Origin of the sequence: Streptomyces sp. NBC_00466 (assembly GCF_041433995.1) — a bacterium.
In the GTDB taxonomy this organism is placed as follows: Bacteria; Actinomycetota; Actinomycetes; order Streptomycetales; family Streptomycetaceae; genus Streptomyces.
Map to the genome: position 1 here is coordinate 7,231,882 of NZ_CP107896.1, position 19,375 is coordinate 7,251,256.

The 19,375-nt window shown below is 68.4% G+C and carries 12 protein-coding genes; 9 read left to right on the forward strand and 3 right to left on the reverse strand.

What is annotated here, in order from left to right:
- Window positions 1–26 precede the first annotated feature (26 nt).
- Window positions 27–1,196 (forward strand): ROK family transcriptional regulator, encoded by a 1,170-nt coding sequence (locus tag OG210_RS32345; RefSeq protein WP_328323051.1) that lies wholly within the window; start codon window positions 27–29, stop codon window positions 1,194–1,196.
- 140 nt (window positions 1,197–1,336) lie between these two features.
- Here the strand turns inward: OG210_RS32345 and OG210_RS32350 are convergent, their stop codons facing one another.
- The 3 genes from OG210_RS32350 to OG210_RS32360 all read right to left on the reverse strand — a co-directional run bounded on the left by OG210_RS32350 (window position 1,337) and on the right by OG210_RS32360 (window position 7,235).
- Window positions 1,337–1,573: a LuxR C-terminal-related transcriptional regulator gene (locus OG210_RS32350; RefSeq protein ID WP_328323049.1), complete on the reverse strand. Its 237-nt coding sequence runs from the start codon at window positions 1,571–1,573 to the stop codon at window positions 1,337–1,339.
- Window positions 1,574–1,909: 336 nt separating this feature from the next.
- Window positions 1,910–5,896 (reverse strand): ThuA domain-containing protein, encoded by a 3,987-nt coding sequence (locus OG210_RS32355; RefSeq protein ID WP_371540069.1) that lies wholly within the window; start codon window positions 5,894–5,896, stop codon window positions 1,910–1,912.
- 346 nt (window positions 5,897–6,242) lie between these two features.
- A complete protein-coding gene (locus tag OG210_RS32360) occupies window positions 6,243–7,235 on the reverse strand; it encodes a multicopper oxidase domain-containing protein (RefSeq protein ID WP_371540072.1) in 993 nt (330 codons plus the stop codon).
- A gap of 794 nt (window positions 7,236–8,029) precedes the next feature.
- Here OG210_RS32360 and OG210_RS32365 point away from each other — a divergent pair.
- The 8 genes from OG210_RS32365 (at window position 8,030) to OG210_RS32400 (ending at window position 19,288) form a co-directional block, all read left to right on the forward strand.
- Entirely contained in the window at window positions 8,030–9,547 is a 1,518-nt protein-coding gene (locus tag OG210_RS32365; protein ID WP_371540074.1) for an OmpL47-type beta-barrel domain-containing protein, read from the forward strand.
- A gap of 399 nt (window positions 9,548–9,946) precedes the next feature.
- On the forward strand, window positions 9,947–11,128 hold the full coding sequence (locus OG210_RS32370) for an ROK family protein (protein WP_328323046.1): 1,182 nt from the start codon (window positions 9,947–9,949) through the stop codon (window positions 11,126–11,128).
- A gap of 88 nt (window positions 11,129–11,216) precedes the next feature.
- The gene (locus tag OG210_RS32375) at window positions 11,217–12,419 is read left to right on the forward strand and encodes a Gfo/Idh/MocA family oxidoreductase (RefSeq protein ID WP_328323045.1); all 1,203 of its coding nucleotides are present in this window, start codon (window positions 11,217–11,219) and stop codon (window positions 12,417–12,419) included.
- 903 nt (window positions 12,420–13,322) lie between these two features.
- Window positions 13,323–14,834 carry a sugar ABC transporter ATP-binding protein gene (locus OG210_RS32380; protein WP_328323044.1) on the forward strand — a complete coding sequence of 504 codons (1,512 nt, stop codon included), beginning with the start codon at window positions 13,323–13,325 and terminating at the stop codon, window positions 14,832–14,834.
- Window positions 14,831–15,889, forward strand: coding sequence for an ABC transporter permease (locus OG210_RS32385; protein WP_328323042.1), 1,059 nt, complete (start codon window positions 14,831–14,833; stop codon window positions 15,887–15,889). The genes OG210_RS32380 and OG210_RS32385 overlap by 4 nt, the downstream gene beginning before the upstream one ends.
- Window positions 15,890–16,010: 121 nt before the next feature.
- Window positions 16,011–17,075 (forward strand): substrate-binding domain-containing protein, encoded by a 1,065-nt coding sequence (locus OG210_RS32390; RefSeq protein ID WP_328323040.1) that lies wholly within the window; start codon window positions 16,011–16,013, stop codon window positions 17,073–17,075.
- 41 nt (window positions 17,076–17,116) lie between these two features.
- On the forward strand, window positions 17,117–17,920 hold the full coding sequence (locus OG210_RS32395; protein WP_371540078.1) for a ThuA domain-containing protein: 804 nt from the start codon (window positions 17,117–17,119) through the stop codon (window positions 17,918–17,920).
- Between the two features lie 201 nt (window positions 17,921–18,121).
- The gene (locus OG210_RS32400; protein WP_328323036.1) at window positions 18,122–19,288 is read left to right on the forward strand and encodes an inositol-3-phosphate synthase; all 1,167 of its coding nucleotides are present in this window, start codon (window positions 18,122–18,124) and stop codon (window positions 19,286–19,288) included.
- Window positions 19,289–19,375: the final 87 nt, after the last annotated feature.

The following is a 19,375-nucleotide window of genomic DNA, read 5'->3' on the forward strand; positions in this document are numbered from 1 at the left end:
CGCCTTTCACCAGGAGGTGAGCGAGAGTGAGCATCCAGTACAGCCTGCTCACTACGTTGCGAGACCACGGACCGCAGTCCCGCGCCCAGTTGGCCGGCCGGCTCGAGGTGTCGCGTCCGCGCCTGCTGGCCGAGCTCGACCACCTGATGGAGGTGGGGAGAGTCGTGGAGGCGGAGCCCGCCGGCCCCCGCCGCGGACGCCGCTCCACGCTCGTGAAACTGGACCCCGGCCTGCGCTTCGCGGCGATCGACCTCGACGCCCGCTCGATCGGTGTGGAAGTCACGGACGGCTGCCTGCGGGCGGTGGCGTCGTACAGCGAGCACTGCGACATCCGCACCGGTCCGGTGAACGTGCTGGGACGGGCGACGCAGATCCTGGAGAAGATGCGCGCTCAGGGCCACTTCACGCAGCTGGACGCCATCGGGATAGGTCTGCCCGGCCCGGTGAGTTTCCGCGAGGGCATCCCCGTCTCCCCGCCCATCATGCCGGGGTGGGACCGCCATCCGGTCCGCGATGTGCTCTCCGGCCGGCACGGCTGCCCCGTCGCCGTCGACAACGACGTCAATGTGATGACTCTGGGCGAGCAGCACAGCGGCGTCGCCCGGACCGTGGACAACCTGATCTTCGTCAAGATCGGCAGCGGCGTCGGCTGCGGAGTGCAGATCGCCGGCCGCATCTACCGTGGCGCCGAGGGCTGCGCCGGCGACATCGGCCACATCCAGGTCGACACGGACGGCCCGGTCTGCTCCTGCGGGAACGTGGGCTGCCTGGAGGCCCTCTTCAGTCAGGAGGCGCTCACGCGTCATGCCGAGTCCGCCGCGGACAACGGCGGGTCGCACCTGCTGATGGAGGTGCTGGAGGCGAAGGGCTCCCTCACCTCCCGCGATGTCGCCGACGGCGCTGCGGCCGGTGACGCTGTCTGTATCGGCATCGTCCGGGCCGGCGGGCGGCGGGTCGGGCAAGTGCTGGCCGGGCTGGTCAGCTTCATGAACCCGTCCCTGATCGTCATCGGCGGCGACCTCGCCGATCTCGGGCACATCCTGCTCGCGGAGCTCCGCAGTGTCGTCTACCAGCGGTCGCTGCCGCTGGCCACCGGCGACCTGCCGATCGTGCTGTCCGAGCTGGGCGCCCGCGCCGGGGTCGTCGGCGCCGCGGTGCTGGCCAGTGAGCTGGCCTACGGCAGCCCCATGAGCTGATCCCGGCAGCACCCTTCGGTGCCGCGGACGCGCCCTCCACCGCGCCCGGCCGGACCTTCGCGCCCTGCCGCGCCCATCGAGGGACGCGGCAGGGCGCTCACGGATGTGGTGCCTGGACTTCAAGAGCCCTCGGAGGACGGTCAGATCAGTCTTCGCCGGGCGGCCCAGGCGACGGCCTCGATGACGCTGCTGACGCCTATCTTGTCGCACACACCTCGGCAACGCCTCCGCACTGTGCGGGGGCAGACGTTGAGCCGCCGGGCGACGGACTCGACCGGGAGACCGGTGGCCAGCAGCGACAGCAGGCGCACCTCGTTTCTGTGCAGACCCGCGTTGTTGGGGGGCCGCTGGTCTGTCTCGTAGCTGAGCGTGGACACTTCCGTCCTCCTTTGCCAAGTGCGGCCGGCAGGGAACGCGGGGGAGGCCCGCAACGAGAGGAGGCCAGAACCCGTGATCGACCGCGGAGCCTGTCAAATCGCTATCACGATTCAAGTAGCTTGGGTAACTGTTCGAATGCACGGGGTCAAGGGCAGCTTCGCTGCATGGTCCGGGTTTGATGCGCTCTACACGAAAACGTCTACTGCCTTGAACCGTTCAATCCGGTGGTGGAGGACGATTCGGCAGGTCCCGTCGTGGCCGAGCGGGTGCACGCCGGCTCGCGCGGAGTCGGGCCCGGGGACACTCGCCCCGAGCCCGGCGCCGATCACTCCCTGCTACAGGTTCCGCACCCGAATGTTGCGGAACTCGATCAGGTCGTTGTCACTGTGGTTCTGCAGACCCACGTAGCCGCTGAAGAACTGACGCAGGTCCGTGGGCGGATCGCCCTCACGCGACGACGATTTGCCGGGCGTGTTGTCGAACTCGTTGATCACTACGCCGTTGCGGATGATCGTGTAGTGCTGCCCGACGACCCGGATCTCGTAGTCGTTCCACTGTTCCTTGGGAGTGACCTTCGCATGGTCCAGGTCGCTCGGATCGAAGTTGTAGACCGATCCGGTCTTCTGGGGCTCACCGGTGGCGCCGTCGTAGATCTGGATCTCGTTTCCGCAGTAGATGGCCACCCACTCCGGGGCGGTGCGAGCCGCTCCCGTCGTGCTGCAGCCTTCCGGCCGCTTGTCCAGCGGCGTCCGCGGATCGGGGAACCTCACGAAGACACCGCTGTTGGCCTGGTGGCCTTCCGGAGCGACATCCCGGAACTGCAGCCGGATCGAGTAGTCCTTGAACTCCTGCTTGCTGTACCACAGCATGCCCATGCCGCCTGAGCTGTGAAGGGTGCCGTCCGGCAGGAGCGAGAACTGTCCTGCGCCCGCTTGGCTCCACCCGGCCAGACTCGACGCGGATCCGTCGAAGATGGATGTGTAGCCGGATGTCTTGCCGATGGGCGACTTGGCGCCTTCCTTGCTGATCGTCGCCGCCTCGTGGTTGTCGAGGACACCGTCCTTGCGGAACTGGTCCACCAGACCGTTGAGGTAGCTGACGAACGCGCCGTGGTTCGGCCAGGCGCTCTCGTCGTCGATCAGGTCGTTGACCGTGCAGCCGCCGCCGGCCTTGTGGTTGGCCACACCGGTGTCTGTGTCGAGCAGCCAGACGTTGGCGCGGCCGTCGGGCGCCGTGCAGCCTGCCGTCCCGTCGATCTTGCCGGTGGACTGCTCGCCGTTGGCGTAGGTCACCTTCAGGGTGGCGTGGTAGGTGCCGTAGGAGGCGTAGGTGTGCGTGGGGTTGGCCTCGTGCGACGGCTGGCTTCCGTCACCGAAGTCCCACTCCCAGGAGACGCCGCCCGCCTTCGCGGCCGAGAACTGGATCGTCCGCGGCTTGCTCTGGGCGACCGGGCGGCCGGAGGCGTCGCTCGGGTTCGGCGTGGCCGGACCACCGTGGTAGGCGACGCGGACCAGCTTCTGGTTCGGGTCCAGGCTGAAGAAGCCGCCGGCGTAGTCGAGCATGTAGAGCGCGCCGTCCGGGCCGAACTTGGCGTCCATCCAGCTCTGGATCTTGTTGTCCCCGATGCCGCCGGGGAGGATCCGGCGCAGGTCCTCGCCGAATTCCGGCTGGGACTGGGCCTTGACGTCGTCCGGGGTGACGGTGACCGCGGCACGATTGCCGGCGTTGGACTCGTCACCGATGAACCACTTGTTGTCCCAGTACGCGGGCCAGGCGACACCGCTGTTGGTGTCGACCTCCGAGCGGTGGTAGGTCGGGCCGTCCATGATGGCCTGGCCGCCGCCCTTGAGGTACGGCTCGGTGTACTTCTCGTCGCTCTGCGCGTAGGTGGGCAGTCCGCTGCCGTCACTGCGCTGCGGGTAGACCACACCGCCGCCCTGCGGTGAGTACCAGATCATGTTGCTGCGGATCGGCGGGAGGTCGACCAGCCCGGTGTTGCGGGGCGAGGTGTTCTTCGGGTGGTCGCAGTCGTACCAGCCGGTGAGCACACTCGCGTCGGTGTTGCTGCGGTCACGGTAGGGCTGCTTGTTGCCCATGCAGTACGGCCAGCCCTGGTTGCCCGCGGAGGTGATGATGCTCGCGGTCTCGTACTTGGCCGGGCCGAGCTCCGGGTCCGGCGTCGGCGCGTCGGGGCCGACCCAGGCCGCGGTCAGCCAGTTGTTGGTCTTGTCCCAGGAGATCCGTGCGATGTTGCGGACGCCCATGACGTAGATCTCCGGACGGGTCTTGCCGCCCCCTTCCTCCTTGCCGGTGAACAGATTGCCCTTGGGGATCGTGTACGTGCCGTCGGCCTCGGGGTGGATCCGCAGGATCTTGCCGTTGAGGTCGTTGGTGTTGCCGGCCGTGCGGCGGGCGTCCTGGAAGGACAGGCCCTGGTAGTCCTTGGTCCAGTTGTTCCCGGAGTAGCCGGCACCGGCGCCCTGCGAGGAGTTGTCGTCACCGACGCCGACATAGAGGTTGCCATCGTTGTCGAAGGTCATGCCACCGCCCGTATGGCAGCAGCTGTGGATCTGAGCGGTCCAGTGCAGCAGGTCCTTGCGGGTGCCCTTGTCGATGGACTGGCTCTTGAGGTCGTAGGTCAGCCGGGAGACGGTGCGCTGACCCGTCTGCTTGTCCCGGTCGACCGACTCGTGCGGCATCCAGTAGATGTACATCCAGCCGTTCTGCTCGAACTTGGGGTCGAGCGTGATACCGACGAGGCCCTCCTCGTTCTTGACCAGCTCGTCGCCGCTGCCGCGGTTGCCCATCACATCGAGTGTGGTGAGCAGTTTGACCTGCTTGGTCTTGGGGTCCCACTGGTGGATCGTGCCGCAGCCCAGGCCCACGTCGGGGTCGTTCCAGTCGGAGACCGGACCGCTCGGGCAGGCCGCCTTGCCGATGTAGAAGGTCTTGCCGTCGGGCGCCACCGTCAGTCCGTGCGGTTCGCCGATCTGGTCGAGCTTGCCGGCCTGGTTCTTGCCCGTGAGCCGTTCGACCGAGTAGTTCGACGCGATGGTCGCCTGGCAGTCGCCGCGGACCATGCCGGTCGTCCACTCGATGGCGCCGAGCAGATGACTCTGGAACTTGGTGTCCGAGGTGTAGCTGTCCTCGGTGCGGCCCATGCCGGTGTAGAACGACCGGCCGCCGTCGTAGTCCCGGCACCAGGAGACGGGGTGGAAGGCGCCGTTGCCCGCCGGCCCGGGGTCGTAGGAGTTCTCCTCGACCTGGGCGACCGTCTGGACGTTGCCGTCGGGGTTCGGGTCCCAGTTCATCCACTGGTCGGACCGGGTCCACTTCAGCGGCAGGCCCTTGTTCGCCGGGTGCTGGCGGTCAGTGAGATCCACGACCGCCTGCTGCACCTTGGCCTCCGGCGCAGGCGCCGGGTCGGCGCCGAACAGCCGTAGCTCGGCCAACTGAGTAAGGGGCTCACCCGAGTTGGCCGTGATGTTCAGTCGGTAGTACTGATAGGCGGTGGTGTTGGAGAACTTGTACTGCTTGGACTGGGCGCGGTCCGGGAAGCTCTGGCCGGTCTGGGTGTCCAGCGTCTTCCAGGTGTTCCCGTCCTGCGAGCCCTGAAGGGTCCAGTCCTTGGGGTCACGGCCCGCAGAGTCGTTGGCCGACGTCAGCGCGTACTGGGCCACCGCGACGGGGTGGTCCATCTTCCCCGTGACCCAGGCCGTGGGCTGGTGAGCCAGCCACTTGGTGGTGTTGCTGCCGTCGAACAGATTGGCCTTCGTCTCGTTCGGCGGATTGTCGTCGCTCGCCGTGACCTCCGTCACCTTCTCGGAAGCGGGCAGGCCGGAGGCCGGCCGGGTGCCGATCAGGCCGGTGAACCAGGTGGATGAGGCATCCGCGCGCGCGGCGTCATGAACGCCGACGAAGCCGCCGCCGCCCTTGATGTAGGCCTGGAACGCGGATTCCTCGTCGGAGGTGAGGGATACACCTTCGGCCGACAGGAAGACCACGCCGCGGTAGCGGGCCAGGCTGTCGGTGGTGATGACGCCCGGATCATCCGACTCGTCCACCGAGAAGCCGTTCTTCTGCCCCAGTTTCTTGATCGCCGACGTGGCGGAGACGACCGGGTCGTCCTGCTTGTCGGCTGGTCCGTGGAAGACGAGGACCTTCACCGGGGCTTCGGCGGCGGCACTCCGGGCCTCGATGTTCGCGGTCTGCGGCTGCGCTTGTGCCTGTATGGCGGGCAGTGCCAGTCCCAGTGCCAGCGCCGAGCTGGACAGCAGGACGACCGCGCGCCGCCAGGGGCGCGCATGACGGAAGGTTCGCACGGGACTCGACGGCGGTGCTCCGCTCCGTCGTGACAGCGCGAACCGATCTCTTCGGCCCATATGTGCTCCTTGACTCGATCCGACAACGGAAGAGTGATCAGGGGTGGAGCAGGGCTGCCGCACGGGCCCCGGCCGGCGTACGCCGAGTGAGGCGGGTCCGACCGGCCATCAGGACGTCCCGAGATGACCGGGATTCCGGTGCCGGTGAGGGCGCGGTCGTCCCCGGGTCCTCACGGCCCGGGGACGACCGGCGGCAGGGTGGTACACGCCCGTGAGACCGTCCGGTCAGGTGTGACGGGCAGGCCTTCCAGGGTGCGGGTGACGGGACGGATGACGCCGACTCGGCTCACATGCCGGGCATGCCGTGCATGTCATGCGAGCCGGACATGCCGCCGGGAACCGTGCCGTCGGCCTCGGTCACCATGAAGACCCCGGACATCCCCATGTCCGAGTGGCTCTGGACATGGCAGTGGTACATCCAGTGGCCCGCGCCGACCCGTTCGCCGGCGATCACCTGGAACCCGAAGGAGTCCGCGGGGCCGGTGGTCTTGGTGTCGATGACCCGGCTGACGTCCTGCGGGCCCTCCAGTATCCCGGTGCGGTTGTCCACCCAGCGGTGGCCGTGCACATGGAAGGTGTGGAAGAAGTCCCCGTGGGTGATCACGATGAACTCCACCCGCTCACCGCGGACGGCCTTGAGGGTGGGGGTGTCGGGAGCGACTCTGTTGTTGACCGTCATGTCGTTGAATACGACCGTGAACTGCTTGTCCGGCAGGACATCGCCCTTGCGCCGCACCACCACGGGGCCGTACAGGCCCTTTCGGATACCGCCGGTGCCGTGCTCGGTGCCCACATTGTGGTCGTGGTAGTGCCAGTAGCCGGCGCTTCCGGCCTCCCACGTACCGTCGTGGCGTTTGCCCGGAGCGTGGGTGCGCCAGACATAGGTGCGCCGCTCGCCCGGCTGGATGACGCTGTCGTTCATCTTGGTGCCGTCGCTGGCGACGTCGTAGTCCAGGCCGTGCACGTGCAGGCTGGCGGCGACGTCGAGGTTGTTGACCACCTCGATGTTCATGGTGTCGCCCTCGGTCAGCTCGATGAGCGGGCCCGGAACCGTCGCCTGGCCGGGGTTGAGGCCGTAGCCCATCTCCCCGTTCGGCAGGTTCTCCATATACAGCGTCAGGTTGCGGACCTCGCCGCCCTTGTCCTTCGCGGTCGGCTTGTCCATGGGTGCGGCGGCGGTGCTGCCGAGCACGGCGGGGACGACGGCCGCCGCCACGGTTCCGGTGGCGAACGATCTTCGGGAGAAGAGGCGTCGCGTGCCTGTGCCTGAGTCGGTCATCGCTCTCCAATCCTCGACAGGCCTGGGGGTGCCTGAACGCCTTGTGTGATCGTGAGGTGTGCCGCCCCGGGCAACACAGCATCCGTACGCGGCGGTTTGCGGTGGTGCGCCGGGTGTTCGGCCCCGCGGGGCCGCATAGCAGGTCGGTGGATCGGGCTCGGGTCCGGGCCGCCCGGACGGCCGATGTGCCGGCCTGCCGAGACCGGCTCGCTCGGGAGACGGACTGCGCCTGGGAACGGCCTCACGGTAACGGGGCTTCTGCAGTTTTTCCAGACTCAGGTCAAAGTTGGCCGGGTTGTGGTCATAGACCTTGGCGAGCCATCAAAAGAACGCTAGCTTCCCATCGTTGCTGTAAATCCGGGAGGGTGGGTGAACCACGCGCGGGGCCCGCGGCGCTACCGCCCCGGCACAGAGCGGAGCACACACCGCTTGTTCGTGTGTGACCGCGACCGTTCGCCGTCGTCCCACTCGGGTGATCACTGCCAGCGCCCTGCCCGCACCGCCCCGTTGAGTTCAGGGCGCCGGTCAGGCTGACGGACTGTGTGCCACCGCCGCTCCGGACCGAGTTCCGCAGCGGCGCCCGGCCGGACGGGCCCCGACGCGGTCGTCCCGGCGGCTGGTCGTCCACCCGGCGGTACCGCGAACCAACCTCTGCGCGGTACCGCAACAAGCGATTCGCGAAAGGTGCAGCGGTGTTCAGAAGACTGCTCCATGCCCAGACGGATCCGCCTCCCTCCAGATCCGCGCGACGTAGCCGCTTCGGCAGGCACCCCTTGCTGGTGGTGTTGGGGGCCATGCTGATCACGGCCTTCTCGTTGGCCGCGCCGGCCGCCTACGCGGCGTTCGGCCGCGCCGACGTCACGGCCCAGGTGCTCACCTGGACGGCCGGCGACGGATACACGGGATATGTGTCCGCCCCCACCACCGCGGTGGCCGGGCCGGCGACGATCGTGTTCGAGAACAGCGCGGCGACCGGCAACACGACAGGGATGCCGCACACGTTGACGTTCGACACCTCCAACTCCGACTACAACACCGACGTCAGCCTCAACATCCAGGCGGGCCCGTCGGACTCCAGCGGAGGCAAGCACACGGCCGAGGTCACCCTGACCCCCGGCGTCTACCGCTACTACTGCGCGATGCCGGGTCACATCATGTCGGGCGAACTGACCGTCACCGCAGGCTCCGGGGGCGGCGACACGACTGCGCCGGATACGTCGGTGTCGGTGTCGGGTACGAAGGACGCGTCCGGGAGTTACGTGGACAGTGCGACGGTGACGGTGTCCGCTTCGGATGCGGAGTCCGGTGTGGACAAGATCGAGTATGCGGTTGATGGTGGGGCTTACGCGGCGTACGCGGCTCCGGTGCAGGTGAGTAGTGCGGGTGAGCATGTGGTGGCGTACCGGGCGACGGACAAGGCCGGTAACACCTCGGTGGTGAAGTCGGTGTCGTTCACGGTGGTGGCGTCTTCGCCTGCGGATACGACTGCGCCGGATACGTCGGTGTCGGTGTCGGGTACGAAGGACGCGTCCGGGAGTTACGTGGACAGTGCGACGGTGACGGTGTCCGCTTCGGATGCGGAGTCCGGTGTGGACAAGATCGAGTATGCGGTTGATGGTGGGGCTTACGCGGCGTACGCGGCTCCGGTGCAGGTGAGTAGTGCGGGTGAGCATGTGGTGGCGTACCGGGCGACGGACAAGGCCGGTAACACCTCGGTGGTGAAGTCGGTGTCGTTCACGGTGGTGGCGTCTTCGCCTGCGGATACGACTGCGCCGGATACGTCGGTGTCGGTGTCGGGTACGAAGGACGCGTCCGGCAACTACGTCTCCAGCGCGACCGTGACGGTGTCCGCCTCGGACTCCGGTTCGGGTGTCGACAAGGTCGAGTACTCGCTCGACGGCGGCCCCTATTTGCCGTACACCGCGCCGGTGGCGGTGGACCGGGCGGGGAGCCACACCTTCCTGTACCGGGCCACCGACAAGGCCGGCAATACGTCCACGGCCAAGTCGCTGTCCCTCACCGTCGTCGACAGCAAGCCGCCCACCAACTGCCCGGAGACGGACGATCGTGCCACGGTGTTCGTCGGCTCGGTCAACACGGGCATCCCGAACCGCGTCACGACAAACGGCTGCACCATAAACGAGCTGATCGAGGATCACCTGCCGTGGAGCAGTCACGGCGGGTTCGTCTCGCACGTCGAGCACATCGTGGCGGCTCTCCGGCACGAGGGTGTTGTCGACCAACGGGAGGCGGGTCAGATCAAGAAGGCCGCCGGCCGTTCCGACGTCGGCAAGCCGCACACCCACGCGTGAAGCGGTGAGTTGACCACGGGGGCGACCGTTCCCGCCTGATCCGTGAGGGCCCGGCAGGTCTCAACGAGCTTCTGCCGCTGCCTGCACGGACGACTCGACAGCACAACAGCAGGCCCGGGGGTTGGAGTCGGCCGACTTCAACCCCCGGGCCTGGTCCGCTTTCCGCAGCCGCTGCCAGGACCTGTCCGGTGGGCAGGGTGCAGACCAGAAGCCCGGCACGCGCGCCGGTGGCGGCTGCTTCAAATCGGCTTTGTCCATTGGGAGATGAAAGAACAACGGACTTCCGCACAAGTTCTTTCGTGTTCGGCACCACGGTGCTACGGTCCTTTTGAAAGTCACCCCCGAAGTGCCGGGTGTGCGCACGGCTTCGTCGACGACGGGAGGGGCGGCGTGAGGCGTATGACGGCCCGACCGGCCAATGTCCACCAAGCCAGGCTGCTCCGCCTGCTGCGCGACCTCGGTCCGCAGTCCCGGGTCGCTCTGGGAGACCAGGTCGAACTGTCGCGTTCCAAGCTCGCCGTCGAGATCGAACGGCTGCTGGAGACGGGCCTCGTCGTCCAGGACGGCCTCGCCGCATCGCGTGGCGGCCGCCGCTCGCACAACATCCGGATAGCCCCCTCGCTGCGCTTCCTCGGTGTGGACATCGGTGCCACATCCGTGGACGCCGCGGTCACCAACGCGGAGCTGGAGGTGCTCGGCCACCTGTCCGAGCCGCTGGACGTCCGTGAGGGCCCGGTCGCCGTGTTCGAGCGGGTGCTCGCCCTGGCCGCCAAGCTGCGTACGGCCGGGCTGGCGGAACACTTCGACGGCGCCGGGATCGGCGTGCCGGGACCCGTCCGGTTCCCCGAGGGGGTCCCCGTAGCACCGCCGATCATGCCGGGCTGGGACGGCTTCCCCGTCCGCGAGGCGCTGAGCCAGGAGCTCGGCTGCCCGGTACTCGTCGACAACGACGTGAACCTGATGGCGCTGGGGGAGCAGCAGGCCGGTGTGGCCCGCTCCGTACGTGACTTCCTGTGCGTCAAGGTCGGCACCGGCATCGGCTGCGGCATTGTGGTCGGCGGCGAGGTCCACCGGGGTGTCACCGGAAGTGCTGGCGATATCGGCCACATCCAGGTGGACCCGGAAGGGCCGCCGTGCGCCTGCGGCAACACCGGTTGCCTGGAGGCGTACTTCGGTGGCATCGCCCTGGTGCGTGACGCGACGGTGCTGGCCGAAGCGGGCCGCTCCGTGGAATTGGCCGGGCGGCTCCAGGCGGCCGGGCGGCTGACCCCTGAGGACGTGTCGGCAGCCGCCGGCGCCGGGGACGTCGCGGCCCTCGAACTCATCCGCCTGGGCGGAAGCCGTACCGGTCAGGTCATCGCGGGCCTGGTCAGCTTCTTCAACCCCGGCATGGTGGTCATCGGGGGAGGGCTCACCGGGCTGGGGCACAACCTCCTGGCGAGCATCCGTACCCAGGTCTACCGGCAGTCCCTGCCGCTGGCGACCGGCAACCTGCCGATCGTCCTCGGCGAGCTCGGCCAGGTCGCAGGCGTCGTCGGTGCCACCCGGCTGATCAGCGACCACCTCTTCTCACCGGCCTGACGCGCCAGCGCGGCCGGAATCCGTTCCCGCGGACGGACGCGTTCCCGTGTCCGTTCCTCGCGCCCGCACGCATCCTTCAGGAGCGCCTATGGACACTCAGAACGGCTCGCCCGAGATCGGGGTGGGCATGGTCGGATACGCCTTCATGGGCCGCGCGCATTCACATGCCTGGCGTACCGTCGCCTGTGCCTTCGACCTTCCCATGCGCCCGATCATGGCCGCCCTCGCCGGACGCGAGAAAGCAGCGTTGGAAGAGGCTGCCCGGCGTCAGGTCTGGGCCGCTACCGAGACCGATTGGCGGGCCTTGATCGCCCGCCCCGACGTTCAGCTGGTGGACATCTGCACCCCCGGCTCCAGTCATGCCGAGATCGCGATTGCGGCGCTGGAGGCCGGCAAGCACGTGCTGTGCGAGAAGCCGCTCGCCAACTCTGTCGAGGAGGCGGAGGCGATGGCTGCCGCCGCCGCTGCCGCCTCGCGTCGCGGCGTACGTTCCATGGTCGGGTTCAGCTACCGCCGCACACCGGCACTCGCCCTCGCCCGCCGGCTGGTCGCCGAGGGCCGCCTCGGCAAGCTGTGGCACGTCCGCGCACAGTATCTGCAGGACTGGATCGTGGATCCGGAGTTCCCTCTGGTGTGGCGGCTGCAGCGCGAGCACGCCGGCTCCGGCGCGCTGGGCGACCTCGGCGCACACATCGTCGACCTCGCGCAGTACCTCGTCGGAGAGCCACTGACGGGGGTGTCCGCCGTGACCGAGACGTTCGTCCGTGAACGTCCGCTGCCCACGGTGTCCTCGGGGCTCTCGGCCGTCGTCGACGGGGCGGCGCCTCGCGGCCCGGTCACGGTGGACGACGCCGCGCTGTTCATCGGCCGGTTTCCCGGCGGCGCCGTCGCATCCTTCGAGGCCACGCGGGTCGCCGCCGGACGGAAGAATGCCCTGCGCATCGAGATCAACGGCGACCGCGGCAGCATCGCCTTCGATCTGGAACGCCTCAACGAACTGGAATTCCACGACCACGCCGAGGTGTCCACGACGGCGGGCTTCCGGCGGATCCTGGTCACCGAACCTGACCATCCCTATCTCGAGGGGTGGTGGCCGGCAGGTCACGGACTCGGCTACGACCACACCTTCGTGCACCAGGTGCGGGATCTGATGCAGGCGATCATCGATGACAGGGACCCCGAGCCGTCTTTCGCTGACGGGCTGCAGGTGCAGCGGGTGCTGGCCGCGGTGGAACACAGCGCCGTGAGCGGCAGCGTGTGGACGCCCGTTGGCTCAGAGAAGGCCGCATAAAGGAGGGCCCTCCGCTGCCGTCCGGGGCCGACACCCCCCTGGCGGTCGTTCCCTGACCGTGCTTCGCGAAGCCCGCCGCTCCACCGCCCTGTTGGCACTCACCGCTGCGTGGCGGGTACGGCTCAGCCGGACGCCCGCAACCGATGCCCACGCTCATCGGACACAAACAGGAGGATTTCAAGGGAACTCCAGACGGAAATCTGAACGCCGAACAACTTCTATTCCCCGGCAGAAAAGGCCGGAGCCGACTCGCTGATCTCTGCCCCTGCATGGCAGTCGCCGTTGAATTCCCCGGGGCATGTTCGAGCATGTGCTCCGGTAATACCCGCCTGCCTCGGTGCGGGGCTCCATGCCCTTCGCCTGAGAAGTTCGGCAAGTCGTCGGGCGCACGGCCCGCCGACTTGCCGAATCAGAGCTGCCCAGGCCAGAGGCGCGCGGGCACACGGTCCGGCATCCCGCCGCACCGGCGGACGAACACGAAGTCCCCGACATTCCAGCCGCGCGGCGACACCGATTGCCCAAAAGTGTTACACCAGTTGCCGCTTCCGGCCACGAAGGAAACAAGCGGTTCGCGAGCCCTTTTCAAACAACGCTGTGAGAACTACCTTCCTCTCAGCTCCCAAGAGCGACAGGAAGCGACCCGTTCCGGAATACCTGCACGCATGCACGGACCGATCGGAAACACCCGACCGCAACCACAGCAGTTGCCCACAGGGAAACCGCGACAGATCCACAACCGGCCCCCGCCGGACCCTGGGTCCCCGCCCCACGACACGTGGAACCCCTCAGGAGCCTCCTCACCGAGGCCCGCCCACGAGGAACCAACTGATCAGTGAGATGGACAAGCCGACGAACCGCCATGGTCTTCGAAGGGCCGGCGGACATCGTTTCAGAGGGAGACCCATGAGTGCCCCGCTGCTCGAGATGCAAGGCGTCGTCAAGGAGTTCCCCGGCGTCCGCGCCCTCGACGGCGTCGACCTCGACGTGGTCGCCGGAGAAGTGCACTGCCTGCTGGGCCAGAACGGCGCCGGCAAGTCCACACTCATCAAGGTTCTCGCCGGCGCCCACCAGCCCGACGAGGGGCACATCGCCTGGGAGCGCGAACCGGTGACGCTCCCGACCCCGACGGCGGCGATGCGCCATGGGATCGCCACCATCTACCAGGAACTCGACCTGGCCGACGGCCTGTCGGTGGCGGAGAACATCTACCTGGGGCACGAGCAGTCCCGGTTGGGGTTCGCCCAGCGCTCGCGGATGCACGACGCCGCCCGGCAACTGATGCGCAGGCTCGGGCATCCGGAGGTTCCCGTCACGCGCGAGGTCGGTGAGCTGTCCTCGGCCGGCAAGCAGCTCGTGTCCATGGCACGTGCCCTCTCGCACGACGCGAGACTCATCATCATGGACGAGCCCTCCGCGGTGCTGGCCCACGACGAGGTGGACAACCTCTTCCGCATCATCGGCGACCTCACCGCCGCGGGCGTCGCGGTCGTCTACATCTCGCACCGTATGGAGGAGATCCGTCGGATCGGTGACCGCGTCACCGTCCTCAAGGACGGCCGCACGGTCGCCCGAGGGCTACCCGCGCGCACCACCCCGACCTCCGAGCTGGTCTCGCTGATGACCGGTCGCACCGTCGAGTACGTCTTCCCGCCGAGGCCGGAAACCCCTGCCCCGGAGAAGCGGCCGGTGCTGCTGGAAGTCGAGAACATCAGCCGCCCGGGGGAGTTCCTGGACGTCTCCCTCACCGTCCGGGCCGGCGAGATCGTCGGGCTGGCGGGGCTCGTGGGCTCCGGCCGCTCGGAGATCCTCGAAACCGTCTACGGAGCCCGGCGTCCGTCCTCCGGACGTATCAGCGTGGCCGGATCGGTACTACGGCCCGGTAACATCAGCGCCGCCGTCCGGGCGGGCCTCGGGCTCGCCCCGGAGGAACGCAAGAGCCAGGCGCTGTTCATGCACTCCTCCATCGCCCACAACGTGTCGATGTCCTCGCTGCGGCGGTTCTCCCGCGCCGGGTTCCTCGACGCCCGCACCGAGCTGACCGCCACGACGGAAGCGGTCCGCCAGCTCGACCTGCGGCCCCCCGATGCGAGCCGACCGGTGCGCACCCTCTCCGGTGGCAACCAGCAGAAAGCCGTCGTCGCGCGCTGGCTGCTCACCGACTGCCGGCTCCTGTTGCTGGACGAGCCCACCCGCGGCGTCGACGTCGGGGCACGGGCGGAGCTCTACCAGCTCATCCGGCGGCTCGCCGATTCAGGAGTCGGCGTGCTCCTCGTCTCCAGCGAGGTGCCCGAGGTTCTCGGCCTCGCCGACCGCGTCCTCGTCATGCGCGAAGGGCGCGTGGTCCGTGAGGCCGCCGCCCTGGACCTCGACGAATCGACAGTGCTCGACCTCGTCATGGAAGGGAGCTCCGCGTGACCCAGCAGACCAGTCCCCCGGGCGGGAGCGGTCCGCTGCCCGCCACCGGCAAGGAAGCACCAGCCGGATCCGTCCGGCAGACCTCGCCTCCGGGCAGGGGCAGCAGACCCGCCTTCCTCGGGCACATGGGCCGAGTGCGCAACCTCGGCCTGTTCATCGTCCTCGTCCTGCTGTGCATCATCGGTGCGCTGAGCTCGGACAACTTCGCCACCAGGCAGAACGCCCTGGTCATCCTCACCAGCGCGGCCGTGATCGGCGTCATCACGATCGGTCAGACCTTCGTCATCATCGGTGGCGGCATCGACCTGTCCGTCGGTGCGATCGTGGCGCTCGCGTCCGTGTGGTGCACCACCGTTTCCACCCAGTCCTACGGGCTCGGCGGCATGGTCTTCTGCGCGCTCGCCGTGGGCGGGATCGTCGGCCTCATCAACGGTCTCATCATCGCCTACGGCAGCATCGTGGCGTTCATCACCACGATCGCCATGATGGCCAGTGCCCGCGGACTCGCCGAGCGGATCTCCGACCGGCAGTCCCAGGTGGTCACCGTCGATTCGTTCAACTCCATTGCCTCCATCCGGTTCCTCGGTATCCCGCTGCTGGTCTACATCCTGGCGGTGGCCGTGCTCATCGGCTGGGTGCTGCTCAACCGCACCACGTTCGGCCGCCGTACGTTCGCCATCGGCGGCAACCAGGAGGCCGCGCGCCTCGCCGGTCTCAACGTGCGCCGCCACACGGTGATGCTGTACGTCCTGTCGGGCCTGTGCTGCGGCGTCGCCGCGATCATGCTGACGGCGCGGACCACATCCGGGGCCAGCAACCTCGGCGACCTGTACGAGCTGGACTCGATCGCCGCGGTGATCATCGGTGGAACGCTGCTGACCGGCGGCCGAGGCTCGCTCGTCGGCTCGATCCTCGGCGTCCTCGTGTTCACCACGATCACCAACATCTTCGTACTGAACAACCTCACGACCGATATCCAGCAGATCGCCAAGGGCCTGATCATCGTCGCCGCCGTGCTGATCCAGCGACGCGGCCGCAGGACCGTCACCCCCTAGCTGCGGCGCGGGCGGCGGCCACAGCCCCCGCTGCCACCGCTCGCCCCGCCGCGCGGCATGTCCGCATCGACAAAGGCAAGCACGACCCAGGCAGGACCCCGTGACTGGAAGGACCAGCGAGATGGACAAGCCCGGATTCGGCGTGCTGGACCGCAGAAAACTGCTCCTCAGCGGCGCGGTGCTCGGCGGCGGAGCCCTGGTGGCCGGCTGCACCAGCAACAAGAGCGCCGCCTCCACCGACGACGTCAAGGCGGCGACCAAGGCCGGCACCGATAACGACAAGCCGGGCAAGCAGGTGACGATCGGGTTCTCGGCCCCGGCCGCCGACCACGGCTGGATGGCGGCCATCACCAAGAACGCCATGGCGCAGGCGAAGCAGTACTCCGACGTGCACTTTGAGGCGGTCGAAGGCACCAACGACGTCAACGCGCAGATCAGCCAAGTGCAGACGCTGATCGGCAAGAAGGTGGATGTCCTGGTGATCCTGCCCTTCGACGGCAAGGCGCTGACGTCCGTGGCCCAGCAGGCGATGGACGCGGGCATCCCCGTCATCAACGTCGACCGCGTCTTCGACACGCCGCTGGCGTACCGGACGTGGATCGGCGGCGACAACTTCGGCATGGGTCTCAACGCCGGTCTCTACATCGGCAAGACCCTCAAGGCCAAGGGTGTCTCCTCCCCCGTGATCGGCGAGATCGCCGGTATCGACAACCTCGAACTCACCAAGCAGCGCAGCGCCGGGTTCAAGAAGGGGCTGGCCAAGTACGGCTTCCGTGTGGGGATCCGGCAGGCCGCCAACTTCACCGCGGACTCCGGCCAGCAGGTGATGAGCAACGTGCTGCAGGCCCGCTCGCACCTCGACGCGGTGTGGAACCACGACGACGACCAGGGCATCGGTGTCGAGGCGGCCATCAAGCAGGCCGGCCGCCACGACTTCTTCATGGTCGGCGGCGCCGGCTCCATGCACGCCATGCAGGAGATCAAGGCGGACAGCTCCGTGCTCAAGGCCACGGTTGTCTACCCGTCGAACATGTCCGCATCGGCGATCAAGCTCGCTCGGCTCGTCGCCCAGAAGAAGGGCGTGAGCGACCTGGTCGGGCAGGATCTGCCCTCGTCGTTGACCCTGTTCTCCGCGATCGTGACCAAGGAGAACGTGGACCAGTACCTTCCCGGCGCCTTCAGCTGATCCAGCACCCCCGTCCCCGGAAATCAGGTCACGAAAGGTTGATGATGTCCCGTAGAGGAATTGTCGCGCTGCTGTCGGCAGCCGCTCTGGCCCTGCCGGTCGCGGTCACCAGCGCCACCACCGCACACGCCAACGGCCCGGCGTTCACCGTGCTGGTGTTCTCCAAGACCACCGGCTACCGGCACGATTCCATCCCCGACGGCGTCGCGGCGATCGAGAAGCTCGGCCGGGAGAACCACTTCGCGGTGGACACCACCGAGGACGCCACCCGGTTCAACGATGCCGACCTGGCGAAGTACCAGTCGGTCGTCTTCGTCTCCACCACCGGTGACCCGCTGGACCAGCAGTCCGAGAAGGACGCCTTCCAGCGCTACATCGAGAAGGGCGGCGGCTACGTCGGGATCCACGCCGCCGCCGACTCCGGATACACCTGGGGCTGGTACGGCGGCCTGGTCGGCGCCTACTTCCAGGACCACCCCTCGATCCAGCAGGCGACCGTGAACGTCGCGGGCCGGGGCACCCCCGCCACCAAGGACCTGCCGAACCGCTGGACCCGCACCGACGAGTGGTACAACTACCGTTCCAACCCCCGCTCCGAGGTGCGTGTCCTTGCCACCTTGGACGAGCGGACGTACGACCCGGTCGGGTACTCCGGCGGCTCCATGGGCGCGGACCACCCCATCGCGTGGTGTCACCCGTACGACGGCGGCCGGTCCTTCTACACCGGCATGGGCCACACCAAGGAGAGTTACACCGACCCGCTGTTCCTGTCACACATCCTCGGCGGCATCAGGATGACGGCCGGTGCGGCGAAGTTCAACTGCGACCCGGAAGACACCGACTGACCGGCGGTGCCGACGCGATCGACGTCGACGCCGGGCCTGGGTCGCCGGCACGTCTTCTTGCAAGTGGCCCCCGACGGCCGGGTCCTGGCCCCGGGCGGCGAACCGGAGGGGAGCGTGGCAGGTGTGACGGGGGACAGCGACATCGACAGCGAGGAACGAGGGTTCCGGGCGCGATCGCGCCCGGCCGACGGAGGTGACGAGATGTCAGATCAGCGCAGTCGTACGGGTATTTGGTTGGCGGGCGCACGGGGATCGGTGGCCACCACGGTCATCGCGGGCACGGCCGCTCTGCGGGCGGGGCTGGCCGGGCCGACAGGATGCGTCACCGAGCAGCCGGGATTCCCCGATGCCGGTCTGCCGGCCCTGTCCGACCTGGTATTCGGGGGGCACGACGTGGCCTGCACGCCGCTGCCCAAGCGGGCCGAGCAACTGGTCGCGGCGGGGGTGCTGCCCCACGGGCTGCCCGCTCTCGTCCACGACGAACTGGCCGCCGCCGACGCCGAGATACGCCCCGCTCCTGTCCCGGACCGTGACAGGAGTCAGGCGGATGTCGTCGAGGCGATGCGGGCTGACATCGTTGCCTTCCGCGAGCGGCACGACCTCGCACGGGTGGTCGTCGTCAACGTGTCCTCGACCGAACCGGTCCTCACGGCACACCCGGCGCACCACTCGGCCGGGGCCCTGAGTGCCGCGCTCGCCGCCGGTGAGAGCGTGCTGCCGGCCAGCTCCCAGTACGCCCTGGCGGCGATCATGAGCGGGTGCGGCCACGTCGACTTCACCCCGTCGGCCGGCATGCGTATTCCGGCGCTCGAGGAACTGGCGGAGAGCGCCGGGATGCCGTACGCCGGAAACGACGGCAAGACGGGGGAGACCCTGCTCAAGGCCACCCTCGGTCCGGTGTTCGCCGCCCGGGGCCTGCGGGTGCGGGCGTGGTCCGGCACCAACCTGCTCGGCGGCGGTGACGGGGAGACGCTCGCCGATCCGGCCGCGATGGCCAGCAAAGCGGTCTCCAAGCAGCGGGTGCTCGCGGAGACGCTGGGGCACCCGGTCGAGGGCGAGGTCCACATCGACAACGTGCCCTCTCTCGGCGACTGGAAGACCGCCTGGGACCATGTGGTGTTCGAGGGTTTCCTGGGCGTGCGGATGAACCTGCAGTTCACCTGGGCCGGTTGTGACTCGGCACTGGCCGCGCCCCTGGTGCTCGCTCTCGCCCGGCTGACGGCCCGCGCTCATGAGCGGGGAATCTCCGGACCCCTGGGCGAGCTCGCCTTCTTCTTCAAGGACCCCGTCCACAGCGATGATCACGCTGTGATGAGCCAGTACGCGACGCTGCAGGCGTTCGCCGCCCGGCTCGGGGGCCGTCAGTGAGCCGCCCCTCCGTGTCCCGGCTCGGCCGGCGACGCGGGGACACGGGGGCGAGCAACGGCCCCACCGCGACACCACGTCCCGGACCCA